Origin of the sequence: Nonomuraea sp. 10N515B (genome assembly GCF_052245915.1) — a bacterium.
GTDB lineage: Bacteria > Actinomycetota > Actinomycetes > Streptosporangiales > Streptosporangiaceae > Nonomuraea.
The window spans coordinates 1-16,412 of record NZ_JBQQBQ010000112.1 but is presented as its reverse complement, the minus strand read 5'-3'; the positions used below and the strand labels follow the sequence as shown (position 1 = coordinate 16,412).

General features: G+C 67.4%; 13 protein-coding genes. 8 read left to right on the top strand and 5 right to left on the bottom strand.

The window, feature by feature from the left end; all coding sequences use genetic code 11:
- Positions 1-1,159: hypothetical protein (locus ACTWQA_RS56385; RefSeq protein ID WP_443167022.1), on the top strand; the 1,159-nt coding region annotated here is incomplete at its 5' end.
- The gene (locus tag ACTWQA_RS56380; RefSeq protein WP_443167021.1) at positions 1,156-1,560 is read left to right on the top strand and encodes a hypothetical protein; all 405 of its coding nucleotides are present in this window, start codon (positions 1,156-1,158) and stop codon (positions 1,558-1,560) included. The genes ACTWQA_RS56385 and ACTWQA_RS56380, both read left to right, overlap by 4 nt.
- A 139-nt stretch (positions 1,561-1,699) precedes the next feature.
- On the opposite strand, the gene ACTWQA_RS56375 is transcribed toward ACTWQA_RS56380, so the two are convergent.
- The 3 genes from ACTWQA_RS56375 to ACTWQA_RS56365 all read right to left on the bottom strand — a co-directional run bounded on the left by ACTWQA_RS56375 (position 1,700) and on the right by ACTWQA_RS56365 (position 4,698).
- Positions 1,700-2,635, bottom strand: a complete 936-nt coding sequence (locus ACTWQA_RS56375) for a tyrosine-type recombinase/integrase (protein ID WP_443167020.1) — start codon at positions 2,633-2,635, stop codon at positions 1,700-1,702.
- Positions 2,632-3,639, bottom strand: coding sequence for a TauD/TfdA family dioxygenase (locus tag ACTWQA_RS56370; RefSeq protein ID WP_443167019.1), 1,008 nt, complete (start codon positions 3,637-3,639; stop codon positions 2,632-2,634). The genes ACTWQA_RS56375 and ACTWQA_RS56370 overlap by 4 nt, the downstream gene beginning before the upstream one ends.
- A 198-nt stretch (positions 3,640-3,837) precedes the next feature.
- Positions 3,838-4,698, bottom strand: coding sequence for a pyridoxal-phosphate dependent enzyme (locus tag ACTWQA_RS56365; RefSeq protein ID WP_443167018.1), 861 nt, complete (start codon positions 4,696-4,698; stop codon positions 3,838-3,840).
- 240 nt (positions 4,699-4,938) lie between these two features.
- Between ACTWQA_RS56365 and ACTWQA_RS56360 the strand changes: the two genes are divergently transcribed.
- The 6 genes from ACTWQA_RS56360 (at position 4,939) to ACTWQA_RS56335 (ending at position 13,757) form a co-directional block, all read left to right on the top strand.
- Positions 4,939-5,673, top strand: coding sequence for a hypothetical protein (locus ACTWQA_RS56360; protein ID WP_443167017.1), 735 nt, complete (start codon positions 4,939-4,941; stop codon positions 5,671-5,673).
- A 117-nt stretch (positions 5,674-5,790) separates the two neighbouring features.
- Positions 5,791-6,792 carry an LIC_10091 family protein gene (locus ACTWQA_RS56355; protein ID WP_443167016.1) on the top strand — a complete coding sequence of 334 codons (1,002 nt, stop codon included), beginning with the start codon at positions 5,791-5,793 and terminating at the stop codon, positions 6,790-6,792.
- Positions 6,793-6,810: 18 nt separating this feature from the next.
- A complete protein-coding gene (locus ACTWQA_RS56350; protein ID WP_443167015.1) occupies positions 6,811-8,073 on the top strand; it encodes an ATP-grasp domain-containing protein in 1,263 nt (420 codons plus the stop codon).
- Complete coding sequence (locus ACTWQA_RS56345) at positions 8,063-9,394, top strand: ATP-grasp domain-containing protein (protein ID WP_443167014.1); 1,332 nt, start codon at positions 8,063-8,065, stop codon at positions 9,392-9,394. The genes ACTWQA_RS56350 and ACTWQA_RS56345 overlap by 11 nt, the downstream gene beginning before the upstream one ends.
- Positions 9,391-10,623, top strand: coding sequence for an MFS transporter (locus ACTWQA_RS56340; RefSeq protein WP_443167013.1), 1,233 nt, complete (start codon positions 9,391-9,393; stop codon positions 10,621-10,623). The genes ACTWQA_RS56345 and ACTWQA_RS56340 overlap by 4 nt, the downstream gene beginning before the upstream one ends.
- 47 nt (positions 10,624-10,670) lie before the next feature.
- Positions 10,671-13,757: an AfsR/SARP family transcriptional regulator gene (locus ACTWQA_RS56335; RefSeq protein WP_443167012.1), complete on the top strand. Its 3,087-nt coding sequence runs from the start codon at positions 10,671-10,673 to the stop codon at positions 13,755-13,757.
- Positions 13,758-14,137: 380 nt separating this feature from the next.
- Here the strand turns inward: ACTWQA_RS56335 and ACTWQA_RS56330 are convergent, their stop codons facing one another.
- Positions 14,138-14,299 (bottom strand): hypothetical protein, encoded by a 162-nt coding sequence (locus tag ACTWQA_RS56330; protein ID WP_443167011.1) that lies wholly within the window; start codon positions 14,297-14,299, stop codon positions 14,138-14,140.
- A 993-nt stretch (positions 14,300-15,292) separates the two neighbouring features.
- Complete coding sequence (locus ACTWQA_RS56325) at positions 15,293-16,312, bottom strand: hypothetical protein (protein WP_443167010.1); 1,020 nt, start codon at positions 16,310-16,312, stop codon at positions 15,293-15,295.
- Positions 16,313-16,412: the final 100 nt, after the last annotated feature.

Below are 16,412 nucleotides of genomic sequence, written 5' to 3'. Positions count from 1 at the left end.
ACGGACAACGCGCGGTCCGGTTGCACGACCCATCACTCGTGACACCTATTCAGGCCATTTCAATAACAGCCCAGCAAGCCAGAGCAGAGGAATAGCGCACGGTCGGAATAACACCTTTCCACCAGTAGTTCTCGGCTTGCGCACCGGATGCTGCCTCGACCCCGAGCCCGACGAGCACGGCACCATCGGACGGCATCTGATTCGCAGTTACGAATACAAGAACTCCGTCGACGAACACGGCAACCACCGATCTGCCGGGGTCGAACGCGACGTTCCCTGGGTCGCGATCACTCCGGTCGTCAACGCCATTCGGGTCTTGGAACGCATGGTTCCCGATGGCTGTCTGTTGTTCGACCACAATGCCCATGATCTCCATAGGAACCGGCCTGGCACGGGCTCACTCAAACCTGTCTCGCTCAGAAGGCGCATCGAGGATTTCATCGCCTGGGCGAACGCGGAGGCAACAGTCCGTGGGCTCAGCGATCAGCTCATTCCGCCCGACCCTCATGGCCTCATCGGGATCCGGCGTTTCCGCAGGTCGTTGGCCTGGCATATCGCCCGACGACCGAACGGCCTCGTTGCGCTCGCCATCCAGTATGGCCACCTGCACAGCACGCTCGTCTCTGAGGGTTACGCCTCTCGCAGCCGTGGCGGCATCCACGAGCTCATCGACGTTGAGACGGTCCGGGCGGTCGCCGACACCGTCGCCGGCCTGCGCGATGGTCTGCACGCCGGCGAGGGGATCTCCGGGACCGCGGCCCGGCGCGTCATCAAGGCCGCCGCCCGCGCCACCGTCTTCGAAGGCGCGACCATCAACGCGGCCACCGCCCGGAAGCTGATCGCCAACGAGGACGTCATGATCTATGACAACCCGCAGGCGTTCGTGCTCTGCCACTACAAACGGGCTCAGGCGCTCTGCCACCGCGACGGCGTGAAAGACACGCCCAGCCTGGATCACTGCGTTCCCGGCTGTGGCAACATCGTCCGCACCGACCGCCACGCCACCGGCCTGCGCGATCGGGCTGACGTTCTGGACAAACACGCCGCGCACGCCCCCCAGCTGATCGGCGACCGACTCCGCGCCCGCGCTGGCAAGCTCCGCGCCCTGGCCGACACCCACGACCGCACCCGGATGACCCTGCAGGAGCCCTCCGCATGAGCCCCGCCCTGGACGAACGCGAACGCATCCGCGCCGCCATGGACCGTATCCTGGCTGACGCGCCGCAGAACTCGACCGGCGCCCTCACCGTCGTCGCGCTCGCCCAGGAGGCGGAGGTGCCCCGAAACGCGCTGACCCAGCGTCACCTCGATCTGAAGAACGAGTTTTACGAGCGGGTCAAAGCCCGCGGGGCTACCCCCGACGTTGAAGTGCGCCTGCGGGAGACCATCAAGAAGTTGAAGAAGACGATCGCAAACAAGAACAAGGAACTCGCCCAGATCCGAGAGGACGTCCCCGCCCTGGTCCGGGTCGTCCACCAGCTCACCCTGGAGAACCAGGAACTGCGGGCACAGCTTGAACTGCCCGAACCCAACGTCACACCGCTGCACCATCGGCGCTGAGAGGCGTCCGATCCGCCACTCTCTCCCGTGATCATCCGCCTGTCGAGAGGCTGCCGATGTTCCGTGCCCTGACCATCCTGGCCGCCACCACACCGCAGTTCTTATCCATCCTGACGCTCGAAGACTGCGGCTATTTCGCTTACAAGGTGATGGAGCCGAGCCCGCTGGAGATCGCCGTCTGGCGGACCGCCGGATACGCCTCGACGCTGCTGCCCCTCGTGCCGGCGTTCCTCGCGCTCTGGGCGCCTCGGCAGTTCCCGAAAGTGGGTGTGATCTGCGCTGCGGTGACGTTGGTGCTCAACGCGCTGACCCTCCTCGTCTTCAACACCGGGGGTGAGGAACCGGCGGACAACCGTTGGCGCTGAGAAGGATCTTGATTGCAGCGAGCTGAGGCTGCTCTTGGTTGCGAAGATTCCTCAGCTCGTTGCCCAGTCCCGACGTCGGCGTGCGGCGCGGATCTCGGCGTCGGCCACCTTGTCGTCCAGCAGCGCGTACAGCTGGCTGGTTTGGGTGGAGGCGTGGCCGAGGCGGCGGCGCACAGCCTCGATGGAAACGCCGGCGTTGATGAGTTCGGTGGCGTGGGATGGCGCAACTGGTGGATGTCGATCTCGACGCCAGCCTGCGCGCAGTAGGTCTGCCAGCGGTGGTGGGCGGCGTCGTAGGACAGCGGTCCGCGGCCGTTGATGGAGGCGCGAAACAGCGGCCCGGCGGTGTAGCTGGCGCGGGCCAGGTAGGGCTTGAGCAGGGCGACGTAGCCGCGGTCGTCCAGCAGCACGGTGCGCACGCTGCCGCCCTTGCCGTGGATGCGGACGTGTTCGTCGTCCAGTCGCAGGTCCAGGTCCTCGACGTACAGGCCGCAGACTTCGGAGGCACGGGCGCCGCAGACGTAGGCGGTCTCGAACAGCACCCGATCGCGTAGCCGGCCGGCTTGACGGTCAGTTTTGCGTGGGTTGTTGGAGCGGCCCGTGTGCGGGGTGTGGTAGGTGTCCTTGATGCTGACGGCCACGTCGGCCAGGGAGATCTCCAGCCCGGCCAGATCGGTGGCCGAGAGGATGCGCGAGTCGGTGCCAGTCATGACGTTTTTCCGGTTCGCGGGTCCATCTCCAGGACGGCCTGGCCGTAGCCGTGCTCGTCGGCTTCTGCGGGTGGGCGGGTGCGCCGGCCGCGGACGCGTACGGAGGCTCGTTTGAGCCAGCGGTCGGTGCCGTCGTAGCGCGGCCGGAAGGGCACCCGGCCGTGCACGGCCTGATCGTTGTCGATGACGAGGACCTCCCCAGGGGACAGGGCGAGTGAGACGGTCACCCGGATGAGTTCGTCGATGAGCCGGCGATAGGCGTCCTGGTAGGCCGCAGAGGCCTGCTCCAGGGGCGTGTAGGCCGGGTCGAAGCGCACGGTAAGTCCGTCGTCGGCATGGAACAAGGTGGGGACGGCCGGCGGCGGCTGACGGGTGTAGGCCTGGGCCTCGGTGTAGGAGTCGTCGGGCAGGATCGGCACCTCCGCCCTGCTCAGGGTCTCGATGTCGGCATCGTCCAGGCGCGTCCTGCGGATGCTCGCTGCTGTCGTGGCGATGCGGTCATGGTTGCGCATGCAGCCGAGCAGCAGCAGGCTCGCCCGGCCGGGGTGGAAGGCGTCCTCGGTGTGCGGGGCGAGCAGCACGGTGCTGGACGCGCCGGTCTGCTCGCTCTCGTGCCCGCGAGCGGGCACGATGTTCTGCACGAAGCGGCCGTCCTGCTGGCCGGACCAGGCGAGGGGGTTGCCCATCGCGGCGGACAGCAGCAGCAGGACGATGTCCTGCGTTCCTCCCTCACCTGCTGTGGCCCAGTTGGAGGGGGTGGCGCCGAGCGTCTCGTCGTCGAGGCTGAGCCCGGTCAGGACGAATAGGCCGTCGGCGGTGTCCACGGGCCGGCACTGCTCGAGAACGGCGTCGCCGAGGGTCTCCACGGCTTGGCCGACCCGGGTGAACAGCTCTGGGGAGGGAGACGCGGTACCGCATTCGGCGTAGATCTGCCGGGCTGCCGTGTGGAGCCTCCGGGCACTGGAGGAGTCGAAGGAGCGCGCGAGAGGCAACGCTGCAGTCATCAGGAGGGTCCGTTCCGTTGCGGAGCGCGGATTCGAGGGCAGGGCCGTGCCCGCAGCCATCGAACCCGATCTCGGACTGGCCGTGAGAGTCGACGTAGTTGCTGTTGACCTCGAGGAGTAGGTCGGCGCCCAGGCGGCGGAGATTCGCGCGTACAGATCTGATCAGTACGTGGCGCAACGCCTGCCGACTGCCGGGCCTCAGGCTGCACCGGTGAGCATGACGCCGACCTTCCCCGTGACGCCGTCGCCGCCGATCGCGGCGAGGTAGGCGGCGTAACCGGCGGCGGCGCCCGGCTCCAGCGTGATGCCGTAGGAGACCAGCTGTTTCGTGGCCAGTTCGATCTCCGACTCGGAGACCAAGACGACGTCGGAGAGAACCGACTTGGCGACGTCCAGAATAATGGCGTTGGCCTCCGGCTCTCCGGCCAGGCAGTCCGCCATGGTGGGCGCGGCGTCGGTGATGATCCGACCAAAGTGGAAGAAGTCGTATATGGGCCGCGAATTCGCGGCTTGTACTCCGATGATTGTCGGCTTCTTGACCTCGGGAAGGGCCGCGTAAGCGGTGCCGACAGCCGCGGCCAAGCCGCCTCCGCCGACCGGCAGGAACAGCGTGTCCAGGTCCGGATGCTGGTCATGGAGTTCGAGGACGATGGTTCCCAGGCCGTGTAAGAAATCCCAGTCGGCCCCCGCCGAGCAGTACAACATCTCATGCTCGTCGGCAAAGTTACGCGCCGTCATGCTGGCCGCGAGGAAAGACCGTCCGGCCAGGTGGACGGTGGCGCCCATTCGGCGCAGATCATCCAGCTTGCTGGCCTGGCAGTCTTCCAGCACGAAAACGTGCACCGGCACGGAGAACCACTTCCCGAGAGCACACAGGGCGCGGCCCGTGTTCCCGGTGGAGACGGTGACCAGCGCCCGTTGGCGCCGGTCTCCCGCGGCAGTCAGGAAGGTGTTCACGGCGCCACGGATCTTGAACGATCCGCTTACCTGCAGATCCTCCCGTTTGACCAAGATGTCGTCCTTGCCGAGCGGGTGAAACGGCGTCCGGACGGTGTGCATGTCGATTCTCTTGGCGGCGGCGCGTATGCCAAGTTCGTGATCCATGGCGTCGGTGCCTCCTTGCTGGTGAACAGAAGCGCTCGAGTGAGCACTTCGACGGCGCTTTCTCTGACGTGGGGAGGATGAGGGCCCGTAATGACTCATGGCTGACGGCTGGCTGACCTTCTGTGAAGGCCGTGTCAGAGAGGAGTCAGGCCCGGCGCTCACGCTGGCCATCACCCGAGCGAGTTGGGAGTTCTGATGGTCGACTGGGACGGCTTCGACACCCTTACGTACGTGAACCAGAACTACGGACGCCAGATCCTGCACGAAGACATGCAGATCATGCGATTCGTGATGGATGGGCTGCGCGACCTCGGGGTCGTTCCGCAGAGCCTCAAACTGACTGCGGACATCGGAGCAGGCCCGAACCTGTATCCCGCTCTGCTGCTGGCCCCTTACCTGCACGAGAACGGCACCCTAGAGTTCGTCGAGCACTCTGCCGCGAACCGTGACTACCTGCGTGACGCGTTGGAGGGCACGGACGGTGAGAAGCTCGCCGTCTGGTCGAAGTTTGAGCGCCACATGCGGCTTTCGGGCCACCGTACGAGCCTGCGGAAGGTGCGCGCCACCGCCGCCGTCAAGGCAGGCAGCATCTTCGACCTGCCGATGGACCACTACGACGCGGTCATGTGCTTTTTCGTGGCGGAGTCGATCACCCACGATCCTGAGGTGTTCGCCACCGCCTTGGATTCACTCCTGCGGTCGCTGAAGCCGGGCGGACTGTTCGTCACCGCCCACATGGTCGGCTCGACGGGCTACAAGGCTGGGCCAGAGGGTCCCGAGTATCCCGCGTGCCCGTTGTCGCTGGCGGACATCGAGAAGAGCTACGCCCCATATGGGCATTTCCGCTCCGTCCTCACGCAGCACACCCCTGAGCAGGCTCTTCGGTCCGGCTACGACGGCATGGCCGCGCTGGTCGGCTGGCGTGACTGATCCCGCATCCCCTCCACGACGAAAGGCAACCACATGCGATCATCGAACCTCGATGACGTCATCCGACTCGGTCTCACTGAAAGCGTTTCCCCGAGCGGCTACACGATGGACTGCTTCGTGACCTCGGAGGTTGCTCACAACGACGCCATCGCCAAATGCCGGCCCGGTACCGGAGCGGCCGGCACTGGGGCCTACATCGGGGTGGGCCCCTGTCAGAACCTGACCTACATCGGCGCTCTCCGGCCTCGTCTGGCCATCATCTGCGACAGCCGCCTCGACAACCTGATCGAACATCTCATGTTCAAGATGCTCATCGAGCGGGCCACGAATCCGCTGGACTACCTGCTGCTGCTGTTCTCGCGCCCGGTGGAGGAGCCGCCTCCGAGCGCGGACATCAAGGAGGCGGAGGATCTGGTCGCCGCCTTCGAGCGGGGCACCCCGGACCCCGAGACCTACCGGGACAACCTGGAATGGCTGCGCTCGGAGGCGAAACGGCGGTGGGAATTCAACGACGGGCAGTTGGACCGCCTCTCCTACCTGTACGGCCAGTTCTTCGCCAGGCAACTCGCCATCACTGCGGTGAACCAGGAATGCGCCGAGGCGCTGGGCAGCCCGACGCTGCGTGACGTCATCCTCGCGAGGAATTCCTACCGGAGGAACTTCCATTTCCTCACCGACGCTGACCGGTTCGCGTATGTGCGCCAGATGCAGCTGGAGGACCGCATCATCCCGATGCTCGGCAACTTCTCCTCAGCCGCCAGTATCCAACTGATCAACGACCTGCTTGACAAGTTCGGCGAGCGAGCGGACACGATCTACCTGTCCAACATCGAAGACTATCTGGTCAGCCGGTATCTGCTCGACTCCCACGGGGTCGCCAGCGAGCCCAATCCGGACGGCTTGCTGAAAGGTGTGTATACGGAGAACTACGCCCAGTTCATCGATCACCTCTCCGCCATCCACACCGCTCCCGACACGTTCCTCATCCGGTTCATCTTCCAGGGCGAGCGCTGGGGGAGGACGGTCGGGGAAGACCTGGAGCCCACGGTCTCCCGGTTGAAGACCTTCCTGGCCGCATACCGGCGGGGAGCGGAATCCCTGCTCGACACCTGCCTGTGATCGTGCGAGGAGGGGCGCATGTCAGACCATGTACTGATCGTAGAGCCGCTGAGCTCGGGAACCGGCCTTCCGGCCGCAGCCAGTGCGCTGGGCGCCCGGGTCAGCGTGATGGCGCTGGACGCGGGCCCGATCCGGCTGGAGGAATCCTGCCGGCCGTGGATCGATACGCTGATCCAGATCAACGTGAGCGACACGGCAGCGGTCCTGCGTGAAGCGGAGCGGCTGCACAGTACTCACCCGATCACCGCGGTGATCCCTGGATTCGAATACTTCGTCCCGCTCGCGCACCGTCTCGCGGCCCGATTCGGGCTTGCCTGCAATGACCTGCGCCACATCGACGCCCTCCGGCTCAAGGACCGCATGGCGGAGCGAGCACGCCAGTGCGGGCTGCGCATTCCGCGCACTCATGTGGTAGCCACCGAGCGGCAGGCGCTGGAGGCGGCCAACGACGTCGGCTATCCGGCCGTGGTAAAGGCCCCCGACACGGCGGCAAGCTGCGACGTCTACAAGGTCCGCTCCCCGGAGGAGCTGCTGGAGTGCTGCGCTCGCATCTGGAGCCGGCCGCCGGAAGCGGACTGGGAGTATCCGGTGGCCGCCTTCGCCCTCGTCCAGGAACTCGTCACCGGACCTGAGGTCAGCGTTGAGACCGTCACTTTCGGCTCCGGTCCCGCGTTGGTCAACGTCACCGACAAGCTGGTGACCGACGGCCCTCATTTCGTCGAGCTCGGTCACACCGTGCCGTCCGCTCTGCGGGGGCCGGAGCTCGCCCGCGTCTACCGGTTCGCCCAGCGGGTCCACGAGGCCTACGGGATCCGCGTCGGTGCGGCCCACATCGAGCTGCGGCTGCAGGACGGCGATCCGGTGCTGATTGAGATCGGGGCCCGGCTCGCCGGCGGCCGCATCATCGACCTGATCGAGCTTGCCACCGGCGTGGACATGACCAGGGAAACGGTCCGGGCCTTCCTGGGAGCGTGCGCTCCTGAACGAGAGCCGGTTTACGCGGGCGGTGCGTGCGTCCGGTTCCTTACGGCGCCCACCGAGGGACGTTTCCAGCTGGACGGATCGGCGGCGCTGCGGTCGTCGCTGGTCCACGACCTCGTCCTGCCGGCGGAGATCGAGTCCTCGGGTCTGCTGCGCGACTACCGCGACCGGCACGGTCACATCGTCGTCCAAGCCGAGACGGCGCTCGAAGCGGCCCAGTGCGCGGACAAGTGCCTCGACCTCGTCACTTTCACCCCCTGCCAGCCACACCCGATCCCCGGAGCAGCACATGACCGCTAAGAGCCCGGCAATGCTCGTCATAGGGCTGAGCCTGTCAACGGGCTTGCCCACCTTCATCGAGGCCTGTCACCGGCAAGGAGTGGTCGTGGTGGTGATCTGCGAGCCGTTCCAGCGGGATGTGCCCGCCGCCCGGCAGCTCACCGAGCTGTTCGAGCGCCGTCTGGCCCTGGCCGACGTGCCCATCGAGGTGGCCGTCCTCGACTCGGTCCGGGTGCTGAGCGCCGTCCAGCGGCTCGCGGAGCACCTGGAGCTGAAGGGCGTGTACGCCGACAGCGAGAAACACGTGGAAGTGGCGGCGCGTGTGGCCGCCGTCTACGACCTGCCGGGCCCCGGCCTGCGCGCGGCCACCATCTCGCGTAACAAGGTGATGCAGCGGTTGCTCTGCGCCGCTCACGGGGTGGCCGTGCCTCCCTTCACCGTCGCCACCACGGCGGATGAGGCGTACGAGTTCGTGGCCGAGCACGCGCCCGTGGTCGCCAAGCCCTGCGCGAGCTCGGGCAGTGACGGCGTGCGCCGGCTCGACTGTGCCGCCGACCTGAAGGACTACCTGGCTGAGGCGCGCAACGCCCCCTTCCTGATGGAGAGGTATCTGGCCGGACGGGAGATCAGCGTCGAATGCCTCGTGCTGGACGGCCTGCCGATGCTCACGAACTTCACCGGCAAGGGCAAGGGCGCGGAGCCCTACTTCGTGGAGACGGTGCAGGTCGTGCCTGCTGAGCTGGCCGTCGAGCAGCAGAACGCCTTCGCCGAGCTGGCCATGAGGATCATCGAGCTGACCGGGATGGAGACGGGTATCCTCCACCTGGAGGCGATCGACTGCGGGACCGTGTACCCGGTCGAGTGGGCGGTCCGCGAACCCGGCCACGCCATCATGGACCTGATTAACTGGCGCTTCGGCGGGCAGGCCACCCCCTACCTGGTGGGCATGCACCTGCGCACCAATTTGCCCCAGGTGCCGGCCCCGACCTCCGAGCGCGTCGCCCTCACCGTCTTCATCGACCTGCCCCTGGGCACGATCGTCCGCGTACGCCAAGAACGCGACCCCAACACTATCCCCGGCGTCGTCGACTTCGACTTCTTCGGATCTCCCGGGGACGCCACTGGCTACGCTCGCGACAACTGGAGTACCATCGGCGCCTACAGCGTCTGGGCCCATACCAGGGCCGACCTCAATCGCGTGCTCGACGAGCTCGACGCCGCGTTCAGCGTGCTGCTGCGTGAGGCCAACGGCAAGGAGACCTGGTGGAGCGTGTCGTCGCAGGCCCGCGCCGAGGTGTTCGCCAGCGGGTCTTCCGGCCATGACAGGAACGCCACGCCATGATGGGCCTGCCCCGGCAGGTGTGGGTGCTCCTGTCGCTGACGCTGATCACGGTAGCGGCCGATTTCATGGTCATCCCCTATTTCGCCGTCTACTTCTCCCAGGTCCTGGGCCTCGGCATCGGATACGCGGCAGCCGTTTTGACGGCCTTCACCCTGGTGTCCAAGGGGGCGCAGGTCCTCGGTGGCTACCTCACCGACCGGATGGTTCCCGATCGGCTGCTGACCGCGGGGTTCTGCCTGATGGTCCTGGGTTTCTCGACACTGTCGATCGCGCGGTCCGCGCCCATCGCAACCGTCGGCATTCTCCTCCTGGGGCTGGGCGACGGCTGCCTGGTGATCGCGATGAGGTACAAGCTGATCAACGGTTGCGAGCCCCGGCTCCGTGCCCGCGTGTTCTCGCTGACCTCGGTGTGCTTCAACGTCGGGTCCATGGTGGGCCCGCTCGCCGGGGTTGCGGTGTTCGCCTTCTCGCCCTCGTTGACCTTCGCCTGCGCGGCGGGGGTCTACGTCCTGTCCTACGCAGCGCTGCGACTGTTCACCGCGGCAGCCGCACCCCCGCCGGCGTCCGCCGCCGCTCCAGGCGAGGCGCGGCTGGCGTTGCGCGAGATCGTCACCCACCGGTCGCTGCTCCTCGCGGCGCTGCTCATCACCGCTTTCTGGGTGGTCTTCTCGCAGTTCCAGTTCTCGATTCCGCTCGTGGTCACGGCGCTGGACAGCGTCCACGGCACGACCACCGTCGCCACCCTGTTCGCGCTCAACGGCGCCCTGATCGTTGCTTTCAGCCTGCCTCTGACCCGGGTGCTGGAGAAGCTGCCGGCCCAGATCCCGATGCTCGGGGGCTTCCTGCTCACGCTGCTCGGCTTTCTCCTGCTCGCCGCCGTGCAGGGGCTACAGGCGCCGTACGCGTGGATCTACGTCCCGATCGTCGTGCTGACCGTAGGGGAGATCCTCTTCACCACCTTCGCCAACACGCACATCGCCGCCATCGCACCCCCGCACCGGCTGGCCACCTATCTCGGCTTGCTCGGCCTGCTGTCCGGGCTCGGTACGGCGATGGGCAACGCGCTGACCGGAGCCCTGGTTCCCCCGCTGCTGGCCGGCGGCCTTTCGTGGCTGATGTGGGTGATCATCGCCGTGGTGGCCGCTCTGCCGCTGGCCGCCCTGACAGGACTGCGCGGCGGGAGGGCACGCCCACAGAGTTTGATCCACTCCTCTTCTCACGGATCATGATCGAGATCATAATGGCTGCGACGATTCCCGTGTGAACGGAGAGTGTCGTGAAGTTCCGGTTACTCGGACCCCTTCAGGTTGCGGACGGTGACGGATGGAAAACGATCCGTGCACCTCGGCAGCGAGCCGTGCTGGCGGTGCTCCTGCTCGCGAACGGCCGCCTGGTCACGATCGACCGGCTCATCGACGAGCTCTGGGGGGAACAGCCGCCTTCCTCCGCGCACAACACGATCCACGCGTACGTGATGCGCCTGCGGCGAGTGATGGACAACGGGCTCGGGCGCCGCCTGATCACCCGGCCCCCCGGATACCAGCTCCAGGTCGAGGCGCAGTCGCTGGACTGCGGCGTCTTCGAACGGCTTCTCAGGGAGGGACAAGCCGACATGGCCGCTGGCCGGTGGCGGGCGGCCTCCGACCGGCTGACCCAGGGGCTCGCTCTTTGGCACGGCTCTGCCGCGCTGGCCGACGTGCCCTCGACCCCGGCGGTCGAGGCGGAGAGGGCCCGGCTGGAGAGCTGCCGGCTCACCGCCCTGGAGGCCGGCGTCGACGCGGACCTGACGCTAGGCCAGTACGCCGAAGTGTTGCCCAAGCTCGAACGCCTGACGGCCGAGCACCCGCTGCGGGAGAACCTCCGCCGTCAGCTGATGCTGGCGCTGTACCGGTGCGGGCGGCGTACCGAGGCCCTGGAGGTCTATCGCGAGACCCGCCGCCTTTTCATCGACGAGCTGGGTATCGAGCCGGCGAAAGAGCTCAGGGACCTGGAGCGCACCATCCTGCGGGACGAGCGGCCTCTTCGCGCGGCACCGGGCTCCCGCGGTCCTGCCCAGATCCGCGACCAGGAGCCCGCCGTTCCCGGCCGGGCCTCACGCGCGCGGTCGGTCGGAATAGGTCCACCGTGTATGCTGCCGCCAGATATCGCCGACTTCACTGGCCGCGAGGAGCAGGTGCGGCAGTTGACGGCCCAGCTGACCCGTGGCGACGAAGCGACGGCGCCGGCCGTGACGGCGCTGTGCGGTCATGGCGGCATCGGCAAGACGGCGCTGGCCGTGCACGTCGCTCACATGCTTCGCACCCGCTTCCCTGACGGTCAGCTCTACGTCGATCTCCACGGCATCGAGCAGGATCCGGCCAATCCCGGCGAGGTGCTGGCCCGATTTCTCATAGCACTGGGTGTCGACGGCAGAGCGCTCCCCACGAGCACGGAGGAGCGCGCCGAACGCTATCGCGGGCTTCTGGCGCACTCCCGGCTGCTGGTCGTGCTGGACAACGCGGCAAGCGAGCGGCAGATCCGGCCGCTGCTCCCCGGCAGCTCCAGCTGCGCCGTGATCGTGACCTCCCGGCGGAGGCTCGGCTGGATATGCAGCCAGCCCCTCCATCTGGACGTCCTTGAGCCGGGCTCAGCCCGTCAGCTGCTAACCAGGATCGTCGGCGCCGAACGCTCGGCCGGTGCACCCGAGGCCGCGGAGACGATAGTGCGGCTCTGCGGCTATCTGCCGCTGGCCATCCGGGTGGCTGGCGGACGGTTGGCCGCGCGGCCGCACTGGCCGCTGGAGCGGATGGCCACGCGGTTGATGGACGAACGGCAGCGGCTGGACGAGCTCTCCGAGGACGACATGGCGGTGCGGGCCAGCCTGGAGCTCAGCTATGCCGCGCTGGAGCCCGGGAGCCGGCTCTTCTTCCGCTCGCTGGGGCTGCTCGACGTCCCCGACTTCGCCGCCTGGCTACCGGCCGCGATGCTCGACATCTCAGTTGAGCAGGCCGAAACCCACCTGGATTCCCTCCTCGACGCCCAACTGCTCACCTGGGCCGGCACCGACGGGCTGGGGCAGAACCGCTATCGCCTGCACGACCTCGTCCGCCTATACGCCCGCGAGCGCGCCGAGTATGAGGACCCGACCGAGGTACACGTCCAGCTCCGCACCCGCGCGCTGGGCGCCTGGCTCGCCCTCGCAGAAACTGCCGATCGACTCCTCGCCGAACGCGTCGCCGCCGACATCCACGGATCGGCCCCTCGATGGCCTCCCGATCCGGCCATCGTCCGCGCGATCCAGGCGAACCCCACGGCATGGTTCGACAGCGAGCGCGCCGCCCTGCCCACGCTCATCGCCCAGGCGGGCGCGACCGGACTGGACGACGACACCGCATGGGAACTCGCCGCCACCGCGATCAACTACTTCGCCTTCCGCGGCCTCTACCACAGCTGGCTGCAGACCCACGAACTGGCCCGTCAAGTGTGCGCCCAATCAGGTAACCGCCGCGGTGAGGCGGTAATGCTCCGCAACCTTGGATATCTGCGGATGACAGGCGTCAAAGCGCCCCCCGGGATCATCCTGGTCGGAGCGGAATCCGCGCTGCAGACGTTCCGTCAGACCGACGACCTCCATGGTCAGATCGACGCCCTGTTCCTGCGCGGGTTCGGATTGCGCCACAAAGGCGACTTCGGACATGCGCTCGCGCACGCGACGGAAGCCATGACGGCCGCGACGAGGGCTGAATACGAGCTGGGCCAGGGCCGCCTGTGGTATCTGCGGGCCATCATCGCGCGCGAGCAGGGACGTCCGAACGCCGCCAGCTATGCCGAGCTCAGCTTCAGGCTCGCGGAACGCAGCGGCGCCATCCATGACCGGGTGCTGGCCCTGTGGGAACTGGCCGCCGCGCCCGCCGATACAGGCGCCGCACGACAACAGATACTGGACCGCGTCCAAGATCACATCGACGTGTGCCGCAGCCGGAGTGAGCGACTGCTTGAGGCGTACCTCCTCCTCTCTGCGGGCAATCTCAACCGAGCCCTTCAGCAGGCGGACGCGCGTGACGAGATCGAACGCGCCCTCAAGGTCTTCGAGGAGTACACCGTCCCCCTCGGCCAGAGCGTCGGCCTGCGCCTGCTCGGAGAGCTCGACCACGCCGCAGGGCAGCACCATTCCGCGTGCGGCAACCTCAATGACGCCGTCGAGATCAGCCGCCAGGCAGGCAACACGCACGAGCAGGCTCTCGCGCTCAAAGCCCTAGAAGCCGCGCGCCACGCCAGGGGAGATTACGATGCCGCGCGGCAGGCACGAGAACAGGCGCTGGCGCTGTTCCGGCAGCTGAACAACCTGCGTGAGGTCGTGGAGATCACCGGCCTCGTGCGCTAGCCCGCCGGGTGGGCCGACCGCATCTGGCCCACTTCATCGGCCTGCCGGTCGGGACCGCTCATAGATCGCCCTCCCCACGTACCTCAAGGCACGGGCCGCACCAGCCGCCGATCACACACCGTAACTCCACGGTTGCCGAACTGTCTGCGGCTTTCCTTACGCGAATCTTGGCCTCGCTGGCGAGCGCGAGTAAGGAGCGTGGCACCAACGAGCCGGGCCGGCTCAACATCGCCCTCGCCCCGCGTGGTCGCACAGCCGCTGCTACATGCTGAACGTGCCACACGTGAGAAAAAAGATCACGCATTCTGGCCAGCAAGAAGAGCCGTAAACCCGCGATAACGATGGTGGCCACTTCACGCCACCTCGATTCGGTCCGCGCTTCAGAGGCCGTCCTCGTCCACGACAGCGGGCAACGCCACCGCGCCGAGCGGCCGCAGGCGCTTGTCCGGGGCCGAGGAAGCGATCGCGTAGCAGCCCAGACAGTTGAGGTGGGCGTAGCCCAGTGGGGACAGCCGCGCCACGTCACCGTCCTTGACCGGCACGCCCTGAGGCGCAACACTCCTCCGACGGCATCGTCGGCTGCTGGGCGGAGCTGCAGGGCACCTGGGCGCTGACCGCATTACATCTCGACACTGCCGAGGCCCTCTACATCTGGGTCGGCCTGGCTGCTATCGGGGCCGCGCTGGCCCCGCATCCGAGCGCGCCGTTCGTCGGCCTGGCGCTGCTGGTGCCCACATTCTTCCACCCAGTCGCCTGGTTTCTGTCGTCCGCGCCGCACGGCTGCTCAAGCACCTTCGAACTGTTCGCCTGGCCCCCACCTGATCGCGGGAGCGCTGGCCCTGCGCTCCCAGGCTCGCCTGCCCGGCCGAGGCGGTCCCGGCACGCCCCGGAGCGGGAGCCTGCCCAATCACACTCCTTAAGTGACCCAGCGTCAGCTCGTCATCGAAGTCGCGCCGGGATGGTTACCTGTGGTCGGTCTCGCCGCCGGAGTGCAGGGGATGGCTGCTGAGAAGCGACAGGCGCTGGCTGGCACTCCACGCTGGGGCTCCACGACGTCGGCGAGACAACCGTAAGAAGTTCAACACGCAGACTTGACGGGGAAGGCTAGCATCGGCTCGATCGGGCCGCGCAGCCGTGTGTGAGGCTGTTTGCGCTGGTGGGGAGGCGGGGCCATGCGCGGGTTTCTATCGAACCCCCAGGACGGACAAAACCCCCATTCGGTACAGAAACGTCCAAGAGTGTCCCCAGCTCGTCCTGGGCTGCTCGTTGGCGCACGTCTCGATCATGCTCTTGTACGGCAAGCGTTCCAACCCGATCCGCGAGGGCCTCGCCGTCACTACGCCTTCCTGCAGAAGGGACTCGCGGTGGGTGGACGGTTGTACGACCGCACGCGCCTTTGCCCATCGCTCTTACGCGGTCGCTGGCAGAACCCCGGCTCCGGTGAGCCCATCCCTGGCCCCCCGGGGCCGAAGTCGGTTAGGGACCGCACGCGGCGGGTTTCGTACCGTCCCCCCGGGTAACCATTGAGGGCCCCGTTACTGGGACGCCTCGTAGCGTCGCGAGTCGAAGCCTGGCTCCAGCGGCCTGATCATGGGTTCCTCAGCGGAGCGCTGCATTGCCCCCTCGGGGGCGAGTCGCTTGGTGGTCATGCTCCGGTCCGGGATGGACTCGATGATGGGCGGCGTCTCCTGCCATGGTGTGCCGAGCTGGGCGGAGATGAGGTCGGGGAAGCCGTCGTCCAGCAATGGGGGGAAGGGGTTGTCGAAGACGTTGGTGAGCGGTGCGGCCAGCGGCTGGGCCGATGACTCCGCACGCTTCTGGGGGGCGCTGGGGGTGATCTTGGCGACCGCTTGCGGGTGGCCGGTCTCGGCTGCCAGCCGGTAGAAGAAGGAGGCGATGCTGGTCTTGGTGGTGCCGCCTGCCTCGAGCGTGCAGCCGTACTGGTAGGCGACGGCGGCGGCTTCCTCGCGAAGGTCGCGGCTGTCCTGCAGCGCCATCGCGCCGACGTGGCCGGCGTCGACGGCCCGGCGCAGCCATTCGGTGCCGTCGTGGCCCCAGCCGCGCAGCAGGGTGAGCAGCGCCAGTTGAAAGCATGCATCGGCGTCGCCGTTCATGGCCAGGCGGGCCAGGCGTGCGCCGATCCGGCCGTGGGTTTCGCGGTAGCACTGGATCGTCTCGCTGACGGTCAGCCGGTCGGTGGGTGCCATCGCGGCTGGTGCGCCCGCGGGAAGAGCGGTGAAGGGCCGCCCGCCTGGGGTGGCAGCCGCCCGGTCGGCGTTTCGGGTGTGCAGCCAGCGGGACCGCCAGGTCTCCACGTCCACCGGGCCGATGTCCAGGTTCCCCGTCCTCGCCGCCTCGTGGCAGGCCACGACGAAGGAGATCACCCAGGCCCAGGAGGGGATACGGCTCCGCTTGCCGCTGAGGATCTCCTGGGTGGTGCTGGAGGCGAGTTCGCGCCGTTCCTCGCCGTTGGGCAGCGGTCGTCGTGACAGCTTGCGCAGGTGGGACAAGGGCGGGTTACCGGCCTGTTGTAGGGCGACGCTGAAAATGAGCACGCAGGCGGCGTTCGTGGTGTCTATGTGGACGACATGAACGACCCCGCCAGGCGGTGGCCTGACGGGGTCTGGTGCTCACGGTGTCGTGGTGGTGCTCAGT